Consider the following 15,538-nt stretch of genomic DNA (forward strand, 5'->3'; position numbering starts at 1 on the left):
ACGCTCCCATCCTGTCTTTTCCTCTATAGTACCATTTCCGCCGTCCGGCGGCCACAAGCGCAGGGGTGGGAACAGACACTCGTTTCTTGTCGGATTTCGTAAAATCGTGACGAAACGTCACTTCCTCCATATGGAAAGCAAAGAGGCGATCGTCGAATTTAAAACCGACAAAGCCACCTACAGGCTTCCCGCGCGGCAAATTAACATCGACGCCATTTCCGAGCAACTGGGAAGCGGGGTGGCGCCGAAGGACATCATCATCCGGATTGAAATCGCAGAACCGCCGGCGGATACGGTGCAGATTGTCGAGCTGGGCGGATTCGGGCTCGTCCTGCCACCGCTGGAATTTGCTATCACTGCGAATAACGGCGATCGTTCGATCGAGGTGTCGGCGTTCAACGCTTATGTGGAACGGACGATCGTGCTGCCCAACAACGTCGATCCATCGCGCATCACAACGGCTGTCGTCGTCGAGAAAGACGGCACCGTGCGTCACGTTCCGACGCGAGTCGAACGGACGACCGACGGCCGCTACGTGGCGATCGTAAGCAGCTTGACGAACAGTACGTATTCGGTTGTCTGGCACCCGATTACCTTCTCCGACGTCGAAGGCCATTGGGCGCAAGACACCGTCAATGACATGGGCTCGCGAATGGTCGTGAACGGCATAGACGAGACTCGCTTCGCACCCGATCGCGCGGTGACGCGCGCCGAATTCGCCTCGATGCTCGTACGCGGTCTCGGCTTGCGGCTGGAACGCGGAGCGGCGGTATTCGCCGACGTCGACGCTGCCGCGTGGTATGCGGATGCGGTTAGCACCGCCTATGCGCACCAGTTGATCGAAGGCTTCGGCGACGGCAGCTTCAAGCCGGGGGACAGCGTGACTCGCGAGCAGGCGATGACGATGATTGCGAAAGCAATGACGATGACCGGACTGAAAGATCGGCTGGCTTCGGCCAATGCGGATGCGAAGCTGCAGCCGTTTGCCGACGCCGGACAAATCGCCGCCTGGGCGCGGCAAGGTGCGGCTGATACCATAGCTGCCAGCATCATAGCCGGCAGCCGATCAGATCAGGCCGGACGACCTTAGCAGCCGCTGCAGCATCGTAGCCGCTTCCGCTTTCGTCACCAGCGCTTGCGGCGCCAGCTCGTGCGGACTCGGACCCTAACTCAATGGCCACAACAAACGAACAAGGCAACGATCGCACGGCCTGAGCCGCCACGATCGTTGCCTTGTTTGTTTTCCTGCGACAGGTCAAGCCGTTCCCCGTTCGTCCGCAACCGGCAGCAAGATGCGGAACGTGCTGCCCCGGCCAAGTTCGCTGGCGACATCGACGGCGCCGCCGTGTTGGAGAGCGATTTCGCGCACGATCGCAAGGCCAAGGCCACTTCCCTGCTCATTGCCTCCGCGTTTCGTATAGAATCGGCGGAACACGAGCGGCAGCTCGCCCGCGGCAATGCCAACGCCGCGATCCTCCAATTCGATGACGAACGCGGTTCCTCCGAGCTCGGCCGACGGCTCTGCATACCCACGCAGTACAATCGTGTCGCTGCGGTCCTTGCTGAACTTGACTGCGTTATCGATCATATTGTGCAGAGCCTGCATCAACCGATATCGATCGATCCGCAGCCGAACGGGCATCCCTGCAACGCTCGTCCTCACGATATCGTTAACGAGGCGCATCCCGCTCGCACCGAGGTCGGCCGTGAAGCGTTCGGTCAGCTCGGCCATCCACTCCGCGGCGTCGACCGGCTCCAGAAGCAGCGGCTGCGCCCGAGATTCGAGCTTGGACAGCTTGAACAAATCGTCGATCAGCTGGCGGATATACGCCGTCTTGTCGATCAAGAGCTTCGTAATATCAGGATTTCCCGGCGCCAGCTTGCCTTCCGCCATCAATTGCAAATACGTTTGTACGCCGATCAGCGGAGTGCCGAGGTCGTGGGCGATATTGACCAGCATTTTCGTCCGCAGCGCCTTCATTTCCGACAGTTCCTCGTTGGTTTCGTTCAGCTTGCGCGTTCTTGCCGCCACCTGGTCTTCCAGCGTCGCATTCATTTGCCCAAGCTCGGTGACGAGCGTATCGTTCCGCTGCGACAGCAACGAATAGCGGTACGAAATAATAAGCGCCTGCAGCAGCAGGAAGACGATCGCCGCTTCGCCTAACCATTCCTTAGTCCCCGTCACGCGAGCCCAGTACAGCGTATCGTTGATCAGCGCCACAATCAGCACCCCCATGCCGATCAAGTGCAATGCAGCGCCTTCCCTTTTGCGTACGACGGCTTTCGCCCCGACGTAAAAAATGAAATAAAGCATGATCAGCGCTTCCGCCGCCGACTGAATGATCATCGTTTGCGTAAAGACGCGCGCCGGAACGGCCATGACGTAAACGGCCAGCAAAGCCGCAAACACGCCTGTCACCGGTAACGCCAGCCGGTGCGTTTCCGACGGATACATGCGGTGCATAAGCAGCGCAAGGAACAGGAAAATGATAATTTCCGTTCCGTACTCCAGCTTAACGAGCAGCTCCCAGCTGTCGATGCCGAGCACGAGCGACGAGACGTAGCCATTGATGAACAGCGTGCGTGCGGCGAACGCGACATAGACGACGCCGACGATCAGCGCGGCCATATCCTTTCGGCGCAACCTGTAAATGACAATGTGATAAAGGCCGATCAGCAGAAACCCGCCGACGAGAAACAAATCGTACAGCAGTGATCGGACGATCGACGGAATGAGCGCTGCCGTATCGCCGTAAACGATGTCGCCGATGATGCCGCCTTCGCGAAACGAAAAGTTTGACGTCTGGATGACAATCTCGACCGTATCCTGCTGCGGTTGAAAAAACAGAAGATTGATACGCGACTCCGGCACTTCTCCGCTGCGGTTCGTGCCGACGGTGCCAAGCCCAAGCTTCTCGTCTCCGTCGATCCAAATCCGGTAGGCGCTGCCAATCGAGCGGATAAATAACGCCTTACTCTGGCCGATTTGATTCGGGGCGATATGCAGCTCCAGCCGATACGTACCGTAGCCGTACGGTGAATCGACACCGGTCGAAGCAGGCTCCGCTTTCCAGGATAGAGGCACATTAAGATAGGAAACGGGCGATGTTTCCCGCTGCCACTCGGCCGGCGTCAGCAATCGCTGCCAATAAAATAGCCATGCTCCTGCCAGCTTGACAGATTGTTTGCCCTTCGGGCTGTCGTCCAGACGCAGATCGACGATACCGCCCACGGCGGCATCGTAAGCTTTCTCCAGGGATGACGCTCCGGCGGATGGGCTCCAGCAGGCGAACATGCCGCCGCTGATAAGCAGGATAAGCGCGAATACCCAACGTTGTTTTCGTAGCAAATTGATCCCCCGTTCGCCGCCCTGCTTCATTTTCCTCTTGTGCATGTTAAGCAGAGATATAGTCCAAAAGTAACAATATCAATTTACGAAGGGAGGCGCAATAGGTTATTTAAACTACAAAAAGATTTACACGTAAAGCCCGGCGCGCTCAACCTCGCCTTCATCACTTTCCGCAGCATTTCTTATGCTTCAGACCGCTGCCGCAAGGACAAGGATCGTTTCGACTCAGGTTCTATTCAATGACTACTTTCCAACCGTTCTTCTAACACAAAGCATAAATTTCATGTGCTCGTTCCTTCGTTGCAATTCTAACTATTGCAGGTTTCTTGCAATCCCCAAATTTGCATTTTCACAACCCCTAGCATGATGATTTGCTGTCTTTGTCTTATTTGATAAAGGAATGTAATCAATCCTCCCGATATATCCTTACCACGCACTCCACATGGGCGGGTTTCGTAATTTATTGATTTTGCCGTTTGATTGATAAAATCAACTTCATACTGCCGCTCACCGTATTTTTTTCATTGTCAGTAATATAGGAGTGTTGTTCGATCATGTGTTCAGTTAAAATCAAGGCCGTATTGCCCTGTATATCAAGAATGCGCCAATGATACCCGCCAAATGGCAAGATGAGCCGATATTAAAGTCCCTCATTCTCTTTCTCCTCGTCCCCTTACTTTTTATTCGAATCAGGGCGCCGCGGATTGACCATGCCAAAGATATGATACGGTGTTATCCCATTTGCAAATAGGCTATCTACCAACTTGACCAATTCTTCCGACGATAGATCTTTGCCGTTGCGTATCCAAAGGCGAAACATAGATATTAATGTTGATATGTAAAACTCAATTATGTATGGTGCTAAGACATCATTTGTTGGAAAGTCCACAATCAATCTCTCAAAGGGAATTTCTCTTTTCAGGCGTTCAACAAAATGAACAGAACCATAGTCGCCCAAGAGGGCTTTAAGAACTGAAATTTCCTCTGCATTTTCCAAGCATTGAAGTGCATCTTGGAAAGTATGTGTAGAAAACTCTCTGCCTGCCATTTCCTCGTTAATGGATTTCAAGACACGCTCTTCAACGCAGTCCAACAACTCATAGATATCCGTAAAGTATTGATAAAATGTACTGCGATTATATCCTGATTGGTTAGCAATCTCTTGAATGGATATTTTTTCAATTGGTTTTTGGCTATATAGATCACAGAATACATTTATAAATGTTTGCCTTGTTTTGTCCGTAATTTCAGGTTGCTTATTCATTATTTGCCTCCATTTTTCTGTTCAATCGATTATACGACAGATATTAAAAATCTGATGGTTGATGACCGTATAGTGAATCTATACAATAACATTATACAACACGTTGTTTGATCATTAACAAGGATTAATATATATGTTTAGGAGGCAATATGAGAATTTTATTCTTCGGTAGAGGTGTAATATCGACCCAATATGCTTGGGCTTTTGAAAAGGCAGGGCATACAGTTGAGTTTTACGTTAGAAAAGGGAGAAAAGAAACCTTCGGAAGCAACATAGAGCTTGAAATGTGGGACGCACGAAGAGGGAAACAGCTAATAAAAGAAAGCTGGAACGTCAAACTGCATGAGGAGATGAGCCCAGATTATGATCTCATTATTGTGAGTGTCAACACGGAACAACTTCCAGAAGCAGCACAATTACTATCGACTGCTGCTGGAAACACCCCTGTCCTAATTTTCAATAACGTTTGGCAAGATTTGAAATCATCGATCTCACCATTGTCTATGAACAATGTTGTCTTTGGGTTCCCAGGAGGAGGCGGCGGCATCGCGGACAATAGGCTTAGAGGTGGCTTTTTGAAAATGCTATTTCTGGAAAAACCACGGGTAGGCACTGAACATATTAACAACAAGGTCAAAGAACTATTTGAAAGTGCCCATTTTAAAATTAGTTGGATAAAGGATATGCAAAACTGGCTATGGAATCACTTTGCCATGAATGCGGCTATAGAGACCGAGGTGTTAAAACTGGGAAGTTTTCCAGCACTCATGAATCATAGTGACTCATTCGCAAATGTTGGTAAGAATATGAGGGGAATTATCCCTGTACTTAAAGCAAGAGGTGCAAAGATTGATACGATTTCTCTACTGTTAACTAAGATTCCACCAGCACTTCTCGGTATGCTTTTTAACAAGGTTATTTTTGCAAAGGGCAGCTTACCACGACTTTTCATCGAATACAACAATAGTAAAGCAGGTTTTGCGGTACTTGAAGTTGTGAGAGAAGCAAAAAAGTTAGGTATACCTTTACCACGTCTTACTGTGGCATTTGAAAACAATGAACAACACAAAGCTATTGAAAATTCCATATCATAAAAATTTGCAGGATTCTCTGTCATCATGCGGATAATTTTGGCCTTAGATTCTATTTTGTTCCAAGCACGCGGCAGAAGGCGAAATCCTCCGTGACAGCCAAGCCGATAAGCGTCATTTCGAGCAGCTCAAGAATGTCATGATCCACGTCAACAATCATTATATGGACAAAATTTCGGTAAAGGAAGCCGCGAAGCTCGCCAACATGAGCATTCATCATTTTTGCCGTACGTTCAAAAAAACAGCGGGCCGTACGTTTACCGAGTATCTGAACTCGTACAGAATCAATGAAGCGGCAGATTTGATTGTCCAAACGGATTTCCCGATCACTCTCATCGCCGAACAAGTCGGCATCGGTTCGATCAACTATTTTGACGAACTGTTCAAAAAGTTTAAAGGCCAGTCCCCCACCCAATTTCGCAAAAACAACATCAACCGACAATGATCCGATAAGAAAAATGCCTTGCGGGACTGTTGACAAATTACCTTATTGACGAAATTGACGTTTGAGAACCCGCATAAACACTGGGTATCTAAAAGTCATTTTTCGTAAAATTGGCTTTTGTCAACAGTCCCTTGCGGTGTCCTTTGATGAGCGTGTTCGCGACTTGGGTACGTTGTGGAGGGAAGGGGTGTGGGCTCCAGCCGCTGTTAAAGATTTGTTCCCTTGAATGGAATGGATGAGGAGGTAGGAACAAATCTTTAAAGGCGGACGCTTTCGCTCTTCCTCCCACACCCCTTACCTCTCTTTGGCTACAATCGCACGAATCACACGAACACCAAGCTCAAACGGACTGCCAGCAAGGGTTTTTCTTTTCGTTAGTAGAGATTTCCTAGCGGGCGCTGGCGCTGGGGAAGAAGAGAACGCGCAGCTGAGAGGAGTTGATGCTTTAACGATGTTTTTCATCGTTAAAGTAGCAGATCCTCTCCACAACCTTGCTTTAACGATGAAAATCATCGTTAAAATCCCTTTTAACCACCCTGAGAGGCCATCCTGCCTCTTTTAATGATGAAAAACATCGTTAACGTGACGGATTGACCTGGAACACTTACTTTAACGATGAAAATCATCGTTAAGTGGAGTACACTCATTTCAGCGGAGGGCGGGCTGCTGCTAACACTCATCCTCCCCTGATCCCTTCCCTCTCAGCTACAAAGTGCCGAACCTGCTACGATCAAATGGATAACGGACTGCCAGCAAATTTACGATGCACAAGATGGCGTATCCCCAGATGTGGGCATTCCATCCCTGGTCAACGTGAACGTCAAATAGCCCCCACCTAGCAATCAGATGGGAGCGAGTGTAGATGATAGAGATTGGCTGATACGGCAATACACGGGCGAACGTCTATCGTCGTCTGACTACATCAGTCGTACCGTTATCAGCTAGTCGGGATTTCCTATACTCGTAATGACAAATGGATGGACAATCTCATTTATTTCTGAAGAATAACTACAGCTCCGATTTGAGTCTTATCGGTTGCACTCAGCTTCCTCTGGCTTAGGATTGCTTGTCCTACGTTTTTTAAATTGTTCTTCACGCTCCACAGCATTTCTTATACTTTTTGCCGCTGCCACAAGTACACGGATCATTGCGACCGACAATTACGGAAGTCTTTACCTTACTCTCTCTATCCCCAGACATATCACCTTGAGTCTTTATCTTGCGTTTTAACATATCATAGTGTTTTTTAAGTCTGTTTATATACTCCGCATCTTTCAAAACAACATCCTTAATAATCGTTAGTAGTTCCTGAGCATAAGAGGATTGAGGACTCCATGTGTTTAAACATGGGCCTTTTAACTCCATAATCAATTCCTCATTCTTATCACCGAGCCATTTCTCATAAAATCTCCGGCTTTCCCATCCAAAATTAATGACTGCTACATTACTTCTCTCCCGTTCGGACATTACATACAGCATTACTCTCCTGCAATCACATTTCGGTTCGATGCAGTAATACTCGATCAAACCATAGTTTCCTGATGGAACTTGATCTGAATAGTCTCTATTCAGGGATACTGTCCTTGTTTCTTTTTCGGCAATTTCCGGCAAAAATTCATAGAGTGATGCATAATGCAATCCATACCGCCACCTTCATACCTTAGTAATTTCACTGTATCACGCTCCACAGCATTTCTTATACTTTTTGCCGCTACCGCAAGTGCAAGGATCGTTTCGACCGATTGAATTGTTACTGTATATCGTTTTCGTATTTTCTACTTTGTGTCCGAGCAACCTCTGAATATCCGAAATATCCTCTACTTTATCAGGTTCTATTCCAATGACTACTTTCCAACCATTCTTCTCACACAAAGCATAAATTTCATGAGCTCGTTCCTCCGTTGCAACTCTAATTATTGCAGGTTTCTTGCTATCTCCCAAATTTGCCATTTTAGCAACCCCTATCATGATGATTTGCTATCTTTTTCTTATTCGACAAGGGATGTAATCAATCCTCCCGATATATCATTACTACGCACTCCACATGTGTCGAGTGCTCAGTGTGAACAAATCTTATACGATGTGCCCCCATTTCCATGTAACCTTCTAGTTACCTACCCGATCTAATATATAAGTAACGTTACGAACATACTAATACTTCTAGTCAAGAAAGCAGGTTAACCCTTGCAAGTAGATCCTATTGTCCAATCCGTACACAGTATATCCCCAAGCAAAAAACGCAAGACTTCAGCCCGCTCATCCGGAACTGCAATCTTGCGTTTTGTTGTCTGGCTATGGAGCAGCAGCATTAAATGACCCAATCGGCCACAAACTGCTGCTCAAAATCTTGCGGTGATTTCCCCTTGAACACCAGTTCAGGGTTTTTCATGCTGACTCGCGTGCCATCCGGCACCGATTTGGTGAGAAAGACATTACTGCCGATCATGACATCCTTGCCAATAATCGTATCCCCGCCCAAAATGGACGCTCCGGCATAGACGGTGACATTATCAAGCAGCGTAGGATGCCGCTTCGCGCCGCGCAGCTTCTGTCCGCCTCTTGTTGAGAGGGCGCCAAGCGTCACGCCTTGATAAATTTTGACGCCGTTGCCGATGACGGTTGTCTCGCCGATGACGACCCCGGTACCATGGTCGATAAAGAAATATTTGCCTATGGTTGCACCGGCATGAATATCAATACCAGTTTTGTTATGTGCATATTCAGTCATAATCCGCGGAATGAGCGGAACAGATAACAGGTAAAGCTCATGGGCAAAGCGATAAACGAGCAGCGCAAATATGCCAGGGAAGGAGAAAATAATTTCGCTTGCGCTTTCTGCTGACGGATCGCCGTCGAAAGCAGCTTGTACATCGGTGGCGAGTACACCCCGCAGCTCAGGAATTTTACTGAGAAATTTGCTGACAATTTCCTCGGCTTTTTGCTCAATTTCGCTGTGATTATCGGGCTCGGAACCTTCTTTGTTTTTCTTGTGATGATGAAGTGCGCAGACGATTTGCTCATGCAGCTTCTCATGAATGCTGATTAGCAGCTTGCAAATGCCGTATTCGATCGTCAAACCGGATTGCTGCTTATGCTGCCCTACATAGCCTGGAAATACCAATTCTCTTACCATATGAATGATGTCAATAATCGTATCCCGATTCGGCAGGGCGGATGATTCTAACGGGATAGCATGTGACGGGTCTCTGTGGCTCTCGGCAATAGCTGTCACCAGACTGCCGAATTGGCTTTGTATCGGATTGCAAGTGATTCCTGTATCACCATAATGACTCATGGATGACTCCCCCACTCCAAAAGTAAACTATAACCGACTAATCCAATCAATTTATTTAATATAGGATTAATAAGTCATAATGTCAAGGTGGAATTTCCCGACTTGCTACCAACACTTGTCCAGCACAACTTAAACCCCGATTTTTTCCTTCAGCCCACAAAACCGGAATATAGCCTCTATTTCAATACGATGTGGTTAGAGCCCTTCATTTATAAATGATAATATCAGCATACTTTTTTTCATGTGAAAGGTTATAAGATAAATATGTCAAAAAATAAAGCGTTTTCGAGAGGTGAATAATTCGTATATGTAATTCCATGCTGCATGTTTCATTTTTTACAAGTCATTCAGTAATCCAGCAGGTTGCAAGATCCCTTAGCCATTCAGGTTAGGCAGAAGTGATAATTGTTAATTTCTGGGTTATTGAATCAAATGCCTGTCATGCAGCAGTCTGTTTCGGCTCAATCGTACAATTGCTCCACCGACTGCACTTACCGCCGCTGTTAGCTACTGGCTTCCTCCTTGGTCAACACTTGCACTGCTTGGATCGACAATTACAGTTACTGCCGGCGCGGCTGTAACTGTAATTGTTGCGGTTCCTTTCTTGCTTCCATCGAAGGTCGAGGTTGTTGTAATCGTGTAGGCACCTAGGGCTGCATTTGCGGCGACTGTCATTGAATCTCGGTTATAGGCTGACGAGGCTAATCCTCCGAAGGTTTTAGCGGTAATTTTTCAAACGCCTTGCTCCTCCTCTCGTCCCATAAGTGTCAGCATACAACGTGTATGGTTTAATCGAATTTGTTTAACGAATCGGTCAAACGTCTCAAATTATTAAATAAGCTCGTTTTTTAGGCAGGATGCTTTTCCATAGTATGACGGTGATCGCGGCGGCTTCCATAGACGATTCTGGGGTACGTTGAAGGTAGAAAGCTTTTATCTGACGAAACAACGATAAGAAAAGAAAATCCCCTCAGCTCTATTTATTTGGGCTGAGGGGATTTTCTAACCAATTTTTTTATACTGTCTACTTGGCAGGGGCACTTCAATGTTCTACACAACCGTTAATTAGATCAGGTTAAGCTGCCATGAAACTCCGTAACGGTCATTCAGCCAGCCGAATTTTTTACTGAACCCATAATTGCCCAATGGCATCAGAGCTTGTCTATCTTCTTTAAGTTTCTCATAGAGCACCTCAATTTCTTCCTCAGTACTGCAAGCAACATAGATGGAGAACGAAGGTGTAAAGGTAAATTTATGTTTGACATTACTGTCAATACACATAAACTCTTGCCCTTTTAATGTAAAAGTAGCCTGCATCACGGTCCCCTCTTCTCCGGGTTCATTCGCTCCATACCGAACAATGCTTGTAATTTCAGAATCCTCAATGAGTAATGTGTAAAAGTTCATCGCTTCTTCTGCCTTGCCATCTTGAAACATTAAGAAAGGTATCACCTTATTCATAGTAAATCTTCCTCCTTTTATTCTTCGATTCAAAATTGCTGCGATTCCACAATTAAACCAGAAGTTCTTTTACCGATTGAGAGTAATGTTGAACGAACCTTCAACTTTGGCGCTTCTTTTTGCCTCTCGCGATCTCGGTTTCAAGGGCACTGAGCTTCGGTTCCCAGAAGGAGCGGAAACGATTGAGCCAATCGTCGACCTCCTGCAGCGGCTGGGTGTCCAGCGAATAGATGCGGCGCTGCTCATCGACCTTTACGCGGGCGAACCCGTTGTCCCGCAGAACCCGAAGATGCTGCGAAACGGCGGCTTGGGTAATGCCGAACTCTTGTTGGATGACCTCGACAATATCGCCGGAACGGCGCTCGCTCTCAGCGAGCAGCACCAAGATGCGGCGGCGTACTGGATCGCCGAGAACGTCGAAGGCGTTCATTCCGCCTCCTGCGGCCCGCTGCCAGTGTAGAAGAGCGTAACCCGCTTCGCTGCCTCCTCAGCCTGGGACAAATTCTCTCCGGCTGCAACAGCCGCACGCCGCCACTCCTCGCTGCTGTCGGCCATGAACGTCTTTCCTTCGCTGGAGGCGCTAAAAACGTTCTCATCTATACGTTCCGCATCTCTCGCCGAGAGGTGGAATGCCAGCCCCACCAAGCTTAGATCCCAGCCGACACCAACCGCGCCAGGTCCATACGTCCTCCAATGGTCGTCAATCGGGCAAATGTGAGACAACGTCAGGCGGGACCGGTTTTCCCCTTCAGCGGCTAAGCGCAGCTCGACCCAACTCATGCCGCCTCCGAATTCCCAGGTCACGGAGAAATATTGCGGCGGCACACATTCGGTAATTACGCCGCCTGCGTTATTCTCGATTTGATATCGGCCTCCGAGCTTCAATTCACCGCTGACCGGAGCAAACCAGCGAGGCAAACGCTCCGGATTGGTCATCGCATCCCAAAGATCGTCCGGCGTCGTGTCGTAAGAGCGCTCCAGCGTAACGTTGCGGGCAGGCTTTCCCTCTCGTTCAAGCTCCGACACCGTGCGGGTTACTTCTCCCAAACAAGATTCTAGATTGAACATATGACTCACTTCCATGCGCAAATTAGCGTTATACAAGTTTTCTGTTATACAAATTTATATTTATACAAGTTAACGCTTATATAAAGAGTAGCTTGTACTAACGGCTTTGTCAAGGGAGCAACCTATGTGAAGCGGCATGGTCAAGCGGCTTTTCGTAGGAGGATGTTGAAAACCAAGGGGGATTGTAGAATGGATTAATAAAAAAATTGCCATCCTCTCCCACCCAGGACGTAGTCTCGCAAGCTCCTTGTTGCAATCTACCCCATGCTGGATACGTTGCACAGCATTACGCAATTGGCCGTCTTCCTTCCCATTCAGTTATGATCCGCGTAACTTCAAGAATAGATTCGTTAGCTTGACAACAATCGGGTTCACCTGAAAACCCTTCGGGTTTACAGAATATCGTTTTCCTTTATCTAATTTCGCAATCCGCTCCATGTCTTTCTCACTTAAATTGAAGTTGAATACGTCGATATTTTCCTTGATCCGCTGAGGATTCGATGACTTCGGGATGACAATTGTGCCGCGGTTTAAATGCCAGCGTAGAATAACTTGCCCAACCGTCTTCTGATGACGACGAGCAATGGATTGTAGTTCCTCATTTTCAAACAAAGATCTATTCCCTTGCCCTAAGGGTCCCCATGCTTCATGTAAAATCTGATTGCGAGACATATATTCCCGTAGTGGCTGCTGTTGAAATTCCGGATGAGTCTCGATCTGATTAATCATTGGAATGATCTCCGCATGCTTCTTCAGATGCTCTAAGTGCTCGATCTCAAAGTTCGCTACACCAATAACTCTTATCTTTCCCTCTGCATACAATTTCTCTAGCGCTTTCCAAGCATCAACATAGTGGGGGCCGGCAAAATGAATGAGATACATATCCAGATAAGTAGTATTCAGTTTTTTACAGCTTTTCTCAAAAGCCCGTTGGGTCTGCTCATACCCAAGATCCGTTGTCCATACTTTAGATGTTAGAAAAAAATCTTCTCGCGGAACACCACTATTGCCAATCGCATGCCCCAAGGCTTCTTCATTGAAATAGATGCGTGCAGTATCAAAATGACGATATCCCGCTTTAATTGCTTCGCTAATGATTTGCTCAAAGTTGCTATTTTTACCCTGCTTGACATTATATACGCCAAACCCCAGTTGGGGAATTTCCACTCCGTTCACGGCTTCACTGGACAGATTCATGGGCCTTCTCCTTTATTATAGTTTTCAGGTAATAGTACGTTTACTCGCACAGTGACAAGATCTTGTCAATCAAGCTTCGTAGGTCCTGCATCTTGTTTCTGGCATTTAGTCGATAAAAATTTTTGGTTCCCTCTTTATGAACGCTAACAATTCCAGCGTCTTTTAGGATTTTGAGATGATGCGAGATTGCAGGACGGGACAAATGCGTGTGCCGCCCGATTTCCCCCACTCGCATGCCTAAGTCCTGCGTTTCCTGAGCCAAAGTGATCAAAATAGCTTGGCGTGTTTCATTGCCGATGGCTACAAGCACGTCCTGATTATGTTTAAATTCACGCATAATAGGACTGTTAACGTCCTGTTCCATTGAATCTCTCCTTAGTCAATCCATTTAAACCGACGAACATATGATTAGCTTATCATAGGATTAAGATCCATATGATATCGGTAAAGAAAATCGAGACGAACATATTTCATCTGGTTTCGTCATGTACAGCCCCCTTGCATATTTTAGGTGTCCATATTGTCACAAAAAAGCAGCTCTTCGTTTACATCTTCTACATATCAAACGACGAGGAACAGGACCCCGAAAGGTCCTGTTCCTCTGTCATATCTGGCGACGGGTTATCTTGCAAGCTTCCGCCGTGAGCTTAAATCAATTTCGAAACAAAGACGAAGATTGTGCAGATGCCCTGCAGGAGACGATGCTTAAAGCCTTTAAGTCCATCCATACACTCAGAGAGCCCGCTTTTTTCAAAACGTGGATCTTCCGGATTCTGATTAATGAATGCAACAAAATGGTCAAAAGAAGCTCAAGAGCCCTCCCTTACGGAGAGCTTCCCGACGTCCCTTCCACTTCCAAGGATTATGAGAAAATCGAATTATGGGATGCCGTTCAACATCTTGAGGAGAACCTACGGATTGTCATTCTTCTTCATTATTTACATGACATGCCGATCAGTCAAATTTCCGACATTCTCGAAATTTCTACGGTAGCCGTGAAGACCCGGCTGCATCGCGCCCGAAAAAAGCTAAAGCATTCATCTCAAATCAATCAAGAAATGGAGTTGCGACATGGTCAACACTAAGTTAGAAGAACAATTAAAAAACTGCCAAAGCCTACTTCCCGATCAGTTATCGGATATTACCCGCTCCAAACTGAATGAGACTTACCAAATCATCAGGGAAACCGGTAATTCCATTTCCCCCATTCAGAGAAAGACAAATGTATCAAGAACTTTTAAACAGTGGTGGGTTTCCACTGCAGCCGCTGCCATCCTTGGACTTACCCTCATTGCTTCCGGCTTTGTATCGCCCGTAGTAGCTGATGCACTCAAACAAATTCCGGTTCTGGGACAAATCTATTCATTATGGGGCGCAAACAACGAAGATCCCGGTGTTCAACAAGCCGAGGATTTCATCACAAACGTAAACCAAATCGTGACCCATGGCAATGTGACTATGAATATACCAACGTTGTTATTTGATGGGACCCGAATTCTTATGAACGTAACCGCTCCTGGAAACCGTCTGTACTCGGAGCCCAATTTACTGCCTTCCGATGCTAACAAAGGGGCGGTAGATAAGTTTGAGGTCCTCTATAAAGGCCAACCTCTGGCCTGGGATTACCAATACATGGACGGTGACACTGCTTCCAGCCTAATCGTTCAGGTTTCCAGCACTTATATAGAGCCGGGCACAACACAGACTATCCAGTTCCCTGATCAGTTTGACTTGACTGTAAATGTAACGTTAAAGGGTTACGATGTCCCGTTCCAATTCGTGCTGCCTGTTACAAAATCAACGCCCGTTACCGTTCTAACTTCAGAGGAGACCAAGCATCACGATAACATTAACTTGCAGATCAGCAGGCTGGAAATCACCCCAATCACAACGCAGTTATCCGTTGAGTACCTAACCAAACCGGGCCAGAGCATAGAAGAAATGCTCGCTTCTATCCCTTCGGAATACAAGGGTGCTAACGGGGGCATCATCGCTCTTCAGTTTGACATTGTGGATGAACATGGGGTTCAACTGAAGCCCATCGGTTATCACCCCATTAGCGAATCTTATAATATTTACTTTGAACCCTTCAAGACTGTACCGCGTACCGTAACCATCAAACCGTACTTAGTCGTATCCGAAGGTCAAGCCCCAGCTGGGGTTAAAGGACGGTGGGAAGACAAAGATATGGTCAAGAAATACATCCCTGAACTAGAGACTGTAATTTCGGTGCAATAGTTCATCTGTAAAAAGGACCTTATTCTCCAGGATTAAAAGGGTATGCAAACCTACTAAAGACGGAGCCATAATTGGCTTCGTCTTTTTATTTAAATGACTTTTACCCTTGTCTAGCTTAACTCAAGTCATC

At 47.1% G+C, this 15,538-nt stretch carries 20 protein-coding genes; 5 read left to right on the forward strand and 15 right to left on the reverse strand.

The window, feature by feature from the left end:
- Positions 1–106: 106 nt before the first annotated feature.
- The gene (locus tag J2Z66_RS43555; RefSeq protein ID WP_209976139.1) at positions 107–1,090 is read left to right on the forward strand and encodes an S-layer homology domain-containing protein; all 984 of its coding nucleotides are present in this window, start codon (positions 107–109) and stop codon (positions 1,088–1,090) included.
- On the opposite strand, the gene J2Z66_RS28495 is transcribed toward J2Z66_RS43555, so the two are convergent.
- The 4 genes from J2Z66_RS28495 to J2Z66_RS28510 all read right to left on the reverse strand — a co-directional run bounded on the left by J2Z66_RS28495 (position 1,050) and on the right by J2Z66_RS28510 (position 4,613).
- Positions 1,050–1,259, reverse strand: coding sequence for a hypothetical protein (locus tag J2Z66_RS28495; protein WP_209976140.1), 210 nt, complete (start codon positions 1,257–1,259; stop codon positions 1,050–1,052). The two genes, J2Z66_RS43555 and J2Z66_RS28495, sit on opposite strands and share 41 nt — an antisense overlap.
- Positions 1,256–3,379 carry an ATP-binding protein gene (locus J2Z66_RS28500; RefSeq protein WP_209976141.1) on the reverse strand — a complete coding sequence of 708 codons (2,124 nt, stop codon included), beginning with the start codon at positions 3,377–3,379 and terminating at the stop codon, positions 1,256–1,258. The genes J2Z66_RS28495 and J2Z66_RS28500 overlap by 4 nt, the downstream gene beginning before the upstream one ends.
- A gap of 133 nt (positions 3,380–3,512) precedes the next feature.
- Complete coding sequence (locus J2Z66_RS44155) at positions 3,513–3,578, reverse strand: SEC-C metal-binding domain-containing protein (RefSeq protein ID WP_209976176.1); 66 nt, start codon at positions 3,576–3,578, stop codon at positions 3,513–3,515.
- 444 nt (positions 3,579–4,022) lie between these two features.
- Positions 4,023–4,613: a TetR/AcrR family transcriptional regulator gene (locus J2Z66_RS28510; RefSeq protein WP_171682358.1), complete on the reverse strand. Its 591-nt coding sequence runs from the start codon at positions 4,611–4,613 to the stop codon at positions 4,023–4,025.
- Between the two features lie 149 nt (positions 4,614–4,762).
- Here J2Z66_RS28510 and J2Z66_RS28515 point away from each other — a divergent pair, with 149 nt between their 5' ends.
- Entirely contained in the window at positions 4,763–5,707 is a 945-nt protein-coding gene (locus J2Z66_RS28515) for a ketopantoate reductase family protein (protein WP_209976142.1), read from the forward strand.
- 202 nt (positions 5,708–5,909) lie between these two features.
- Positions 5,910–6,149 carry a helix-turn-helix domain-containing protein gene (locus tag J2Z66_RS44160; RefSeq protein WP_376774491.1) on the forward strand — a complete coding sequence of 80 codons (240 nt, stop codon included), beginning with the start codon at positions 5,910–5,912 and terminating at the stop codon, positions 6,147–6,149.
- A gap of 294 nt (positions 6,150–6,443) precedes the next feature.
- Here J2Z66_RS44160 and J2Z66_RS28525 read toward each other — a convergent pair whose 3' ends face one another.
- The 11 genes from J2Z66_RS28525 to J2Z66_RS28575 all read right to left on the reverse strand — a co-directional run bounded on the left by J2Z66_RS28525 (position 6,444) and on the right by J2Z66_RS28575 (position 13,534).
- Entirely contained in the window at positions 6,444–6,662 is a 219-nt protein-coding gene (locus J2Z66_RS28525) for a hypothetical protein (RefSeq protein WP_209976144.1), read from the reverse strand.
- Between the two features lie 14 nt (positions 6,663–6,676).
- Positions 6,677–6,829 carry a hypothetical protein gene (locus J2Z66_RS28530; RefSeq protein WP_209976145.1) on the reverse strand — a complete coding sequence of 51 codons (153 nt, stop codon included), beginning with the start codon at positions 6,827–6,829 and terminating at the stop codon, positions 6,677–6,679.
- Between the two features lie 412 nt (positions 6,830–7,241).
- Complete coding sequence (locus J2Z66_RS43020; protein WP_245375900.1) at positions 7,242–7,787, reverse strand: SEC-C metal-binding domain-containing protein; 546 nt, start codon at positions 7,785–7,787, stop codon at positions 7,242–7,244.
- A gap of 39 nt (positions 7,788–7,826) precedes the next feature.
- On the reverse strand, positions 7,827–8,099 hold the full coding sequence (locus J2Z66_RS28540) for a PBPRA1643 family SWIM/SEC-C metal-binding motif protein (RefSeq protein WP_209976146.1): 273 nt from the start codon (positions 8,097–8,099) through the stop codon (positions 7,827–7,829).
- A 358-nt stretch (positions 8,100–8,457) separates the two neighbouring features.
- Positions 8,458–9,444: a serine O-acetyltransferase gene (locus J2Z66_RS28545; RefSeq protein ID WP_245375901.1), complete on the reverse strand. Its 987-nt coding sequence runs from the start codon at positions 9,442–9,444 to the stop codon at positions 8,458–8,460.
- A gap of 507 nt (positions 9,445–9,951) precedes the next feature.
- Entirely contained in the window at positions 9,952–10,119 is a 168-nt protein-coding gene (locus tag J2Z66_RS28550; RefSeq protein WP_209976147.1) for a hypothetical protein, read from the reverse strand.
- Positions 10,120–10,509: 390 nt separating this feature from the next.
- Positions 10,510–10,905 carry a VOC family protein gene (locus tag J2Z66_RS28555; protein ID WP_209976148.1) on the reverse strand — a complete coding sequence of 132 codons (396 nt, stop codon included), beginning with the start codon at positions 10,903–10,905 and terminating at the stop codon, positions 10,510–10,512.
- 100 nt (positions 10,906–11,005) lie between these two features.
- Positions 11,006–11,335 carry an ArsR/SmtB family transcription factor gene (locus J2Z66_RS28560; RefSeq protein WP_209976149.1) on the reverse strand — a complete coding sequence of 110 codons (330 nt, stop codon included), beginning with the start codon at positions 11,333–11,335 and terminating at the stop codon, positions 11,006–11,008.
- On the reverse strand, positions 11,332–11,973 hold the full coding sequence (locus J2Z66_RS28565) for an SRPBCC family protein (protein ID WP_209976150.1): 642 nt from the start codon (positions 11,971–11,973) through the stop codon (positions 11,332–11,334). The genes J2Z66_RS28560 and J2Z66_RS28565 overlap by 4 nt, the downstream gene beginning before the upstream one ends.
- Before the next feature lie 318 nt (positions 11,974–12,291).
- Positions 12,292–13,170 (reverse strand): aldo/keto reductase, encoded by an 879-nt coding sequence (locus tag J2Z66_RS28570; RefSeq protein ID WP_209976151.1) that lies wholly within the window; start codon positions 13,168–13,170, stop codon positions 12,292–12,294.
- A gap of 40 nt (positions 13,171–13,210) precedes the next feature.
- Positions 13,211–13,534, reverse strand: a complete 324-nt coding sequence (locus J2Z66_RS28575; RefSeq protein WP_209976152.1) for an ArsR/SmtB family transcription factor — start codon at positions 13,532–13,534, stop codon at positions 13,211–13,213.
- A gap of 277 nt (positions 13,535–13,811) precedes the next feature.
- Here J2Z66_RS28575 and J2Z66_RS43560 point away from each other — a divergent pair, with 277 nt between their 5' ends.
- On the forward strand, positions 13,812–14,255 hold the full coding sequence (locus J2Z66_RS43560) for a sigma-70 family RNA polymerase sigma factor (protein WP_312894814.1): 444 nt from the start codon (positions 13,812–13,814) through the stop codon (positions 14,253–14,255).
- Positions 14,242–15,408, forward strand: a complete 1,167-nt coding sequence (locus J2Z66_RS28585) for a DUF4179 domain-containing protein (protein WP_209976154.1) — start codon at positions 14,242–14,244, stop codon at positions 15,406–15,408. Before J2Z66_RS43560 ends, J2Z66_RS28585 begins: the two co-directional genes overlap by 14 nt.
- The last annotated feature ends 130 nt before the right edge of the window (positions 15,409–15,538 follow it).

This window comes from Paenibacillus eucommiae (assembly GCF_017874215.1).
Taxonomy (GTDB): domain Bacteria; phylum Bacillota; class Bacilli; order Paenibacillales; family NBRC-103111; genus Paenibacillus_AI; species Paenibacillus_AI eucommiae.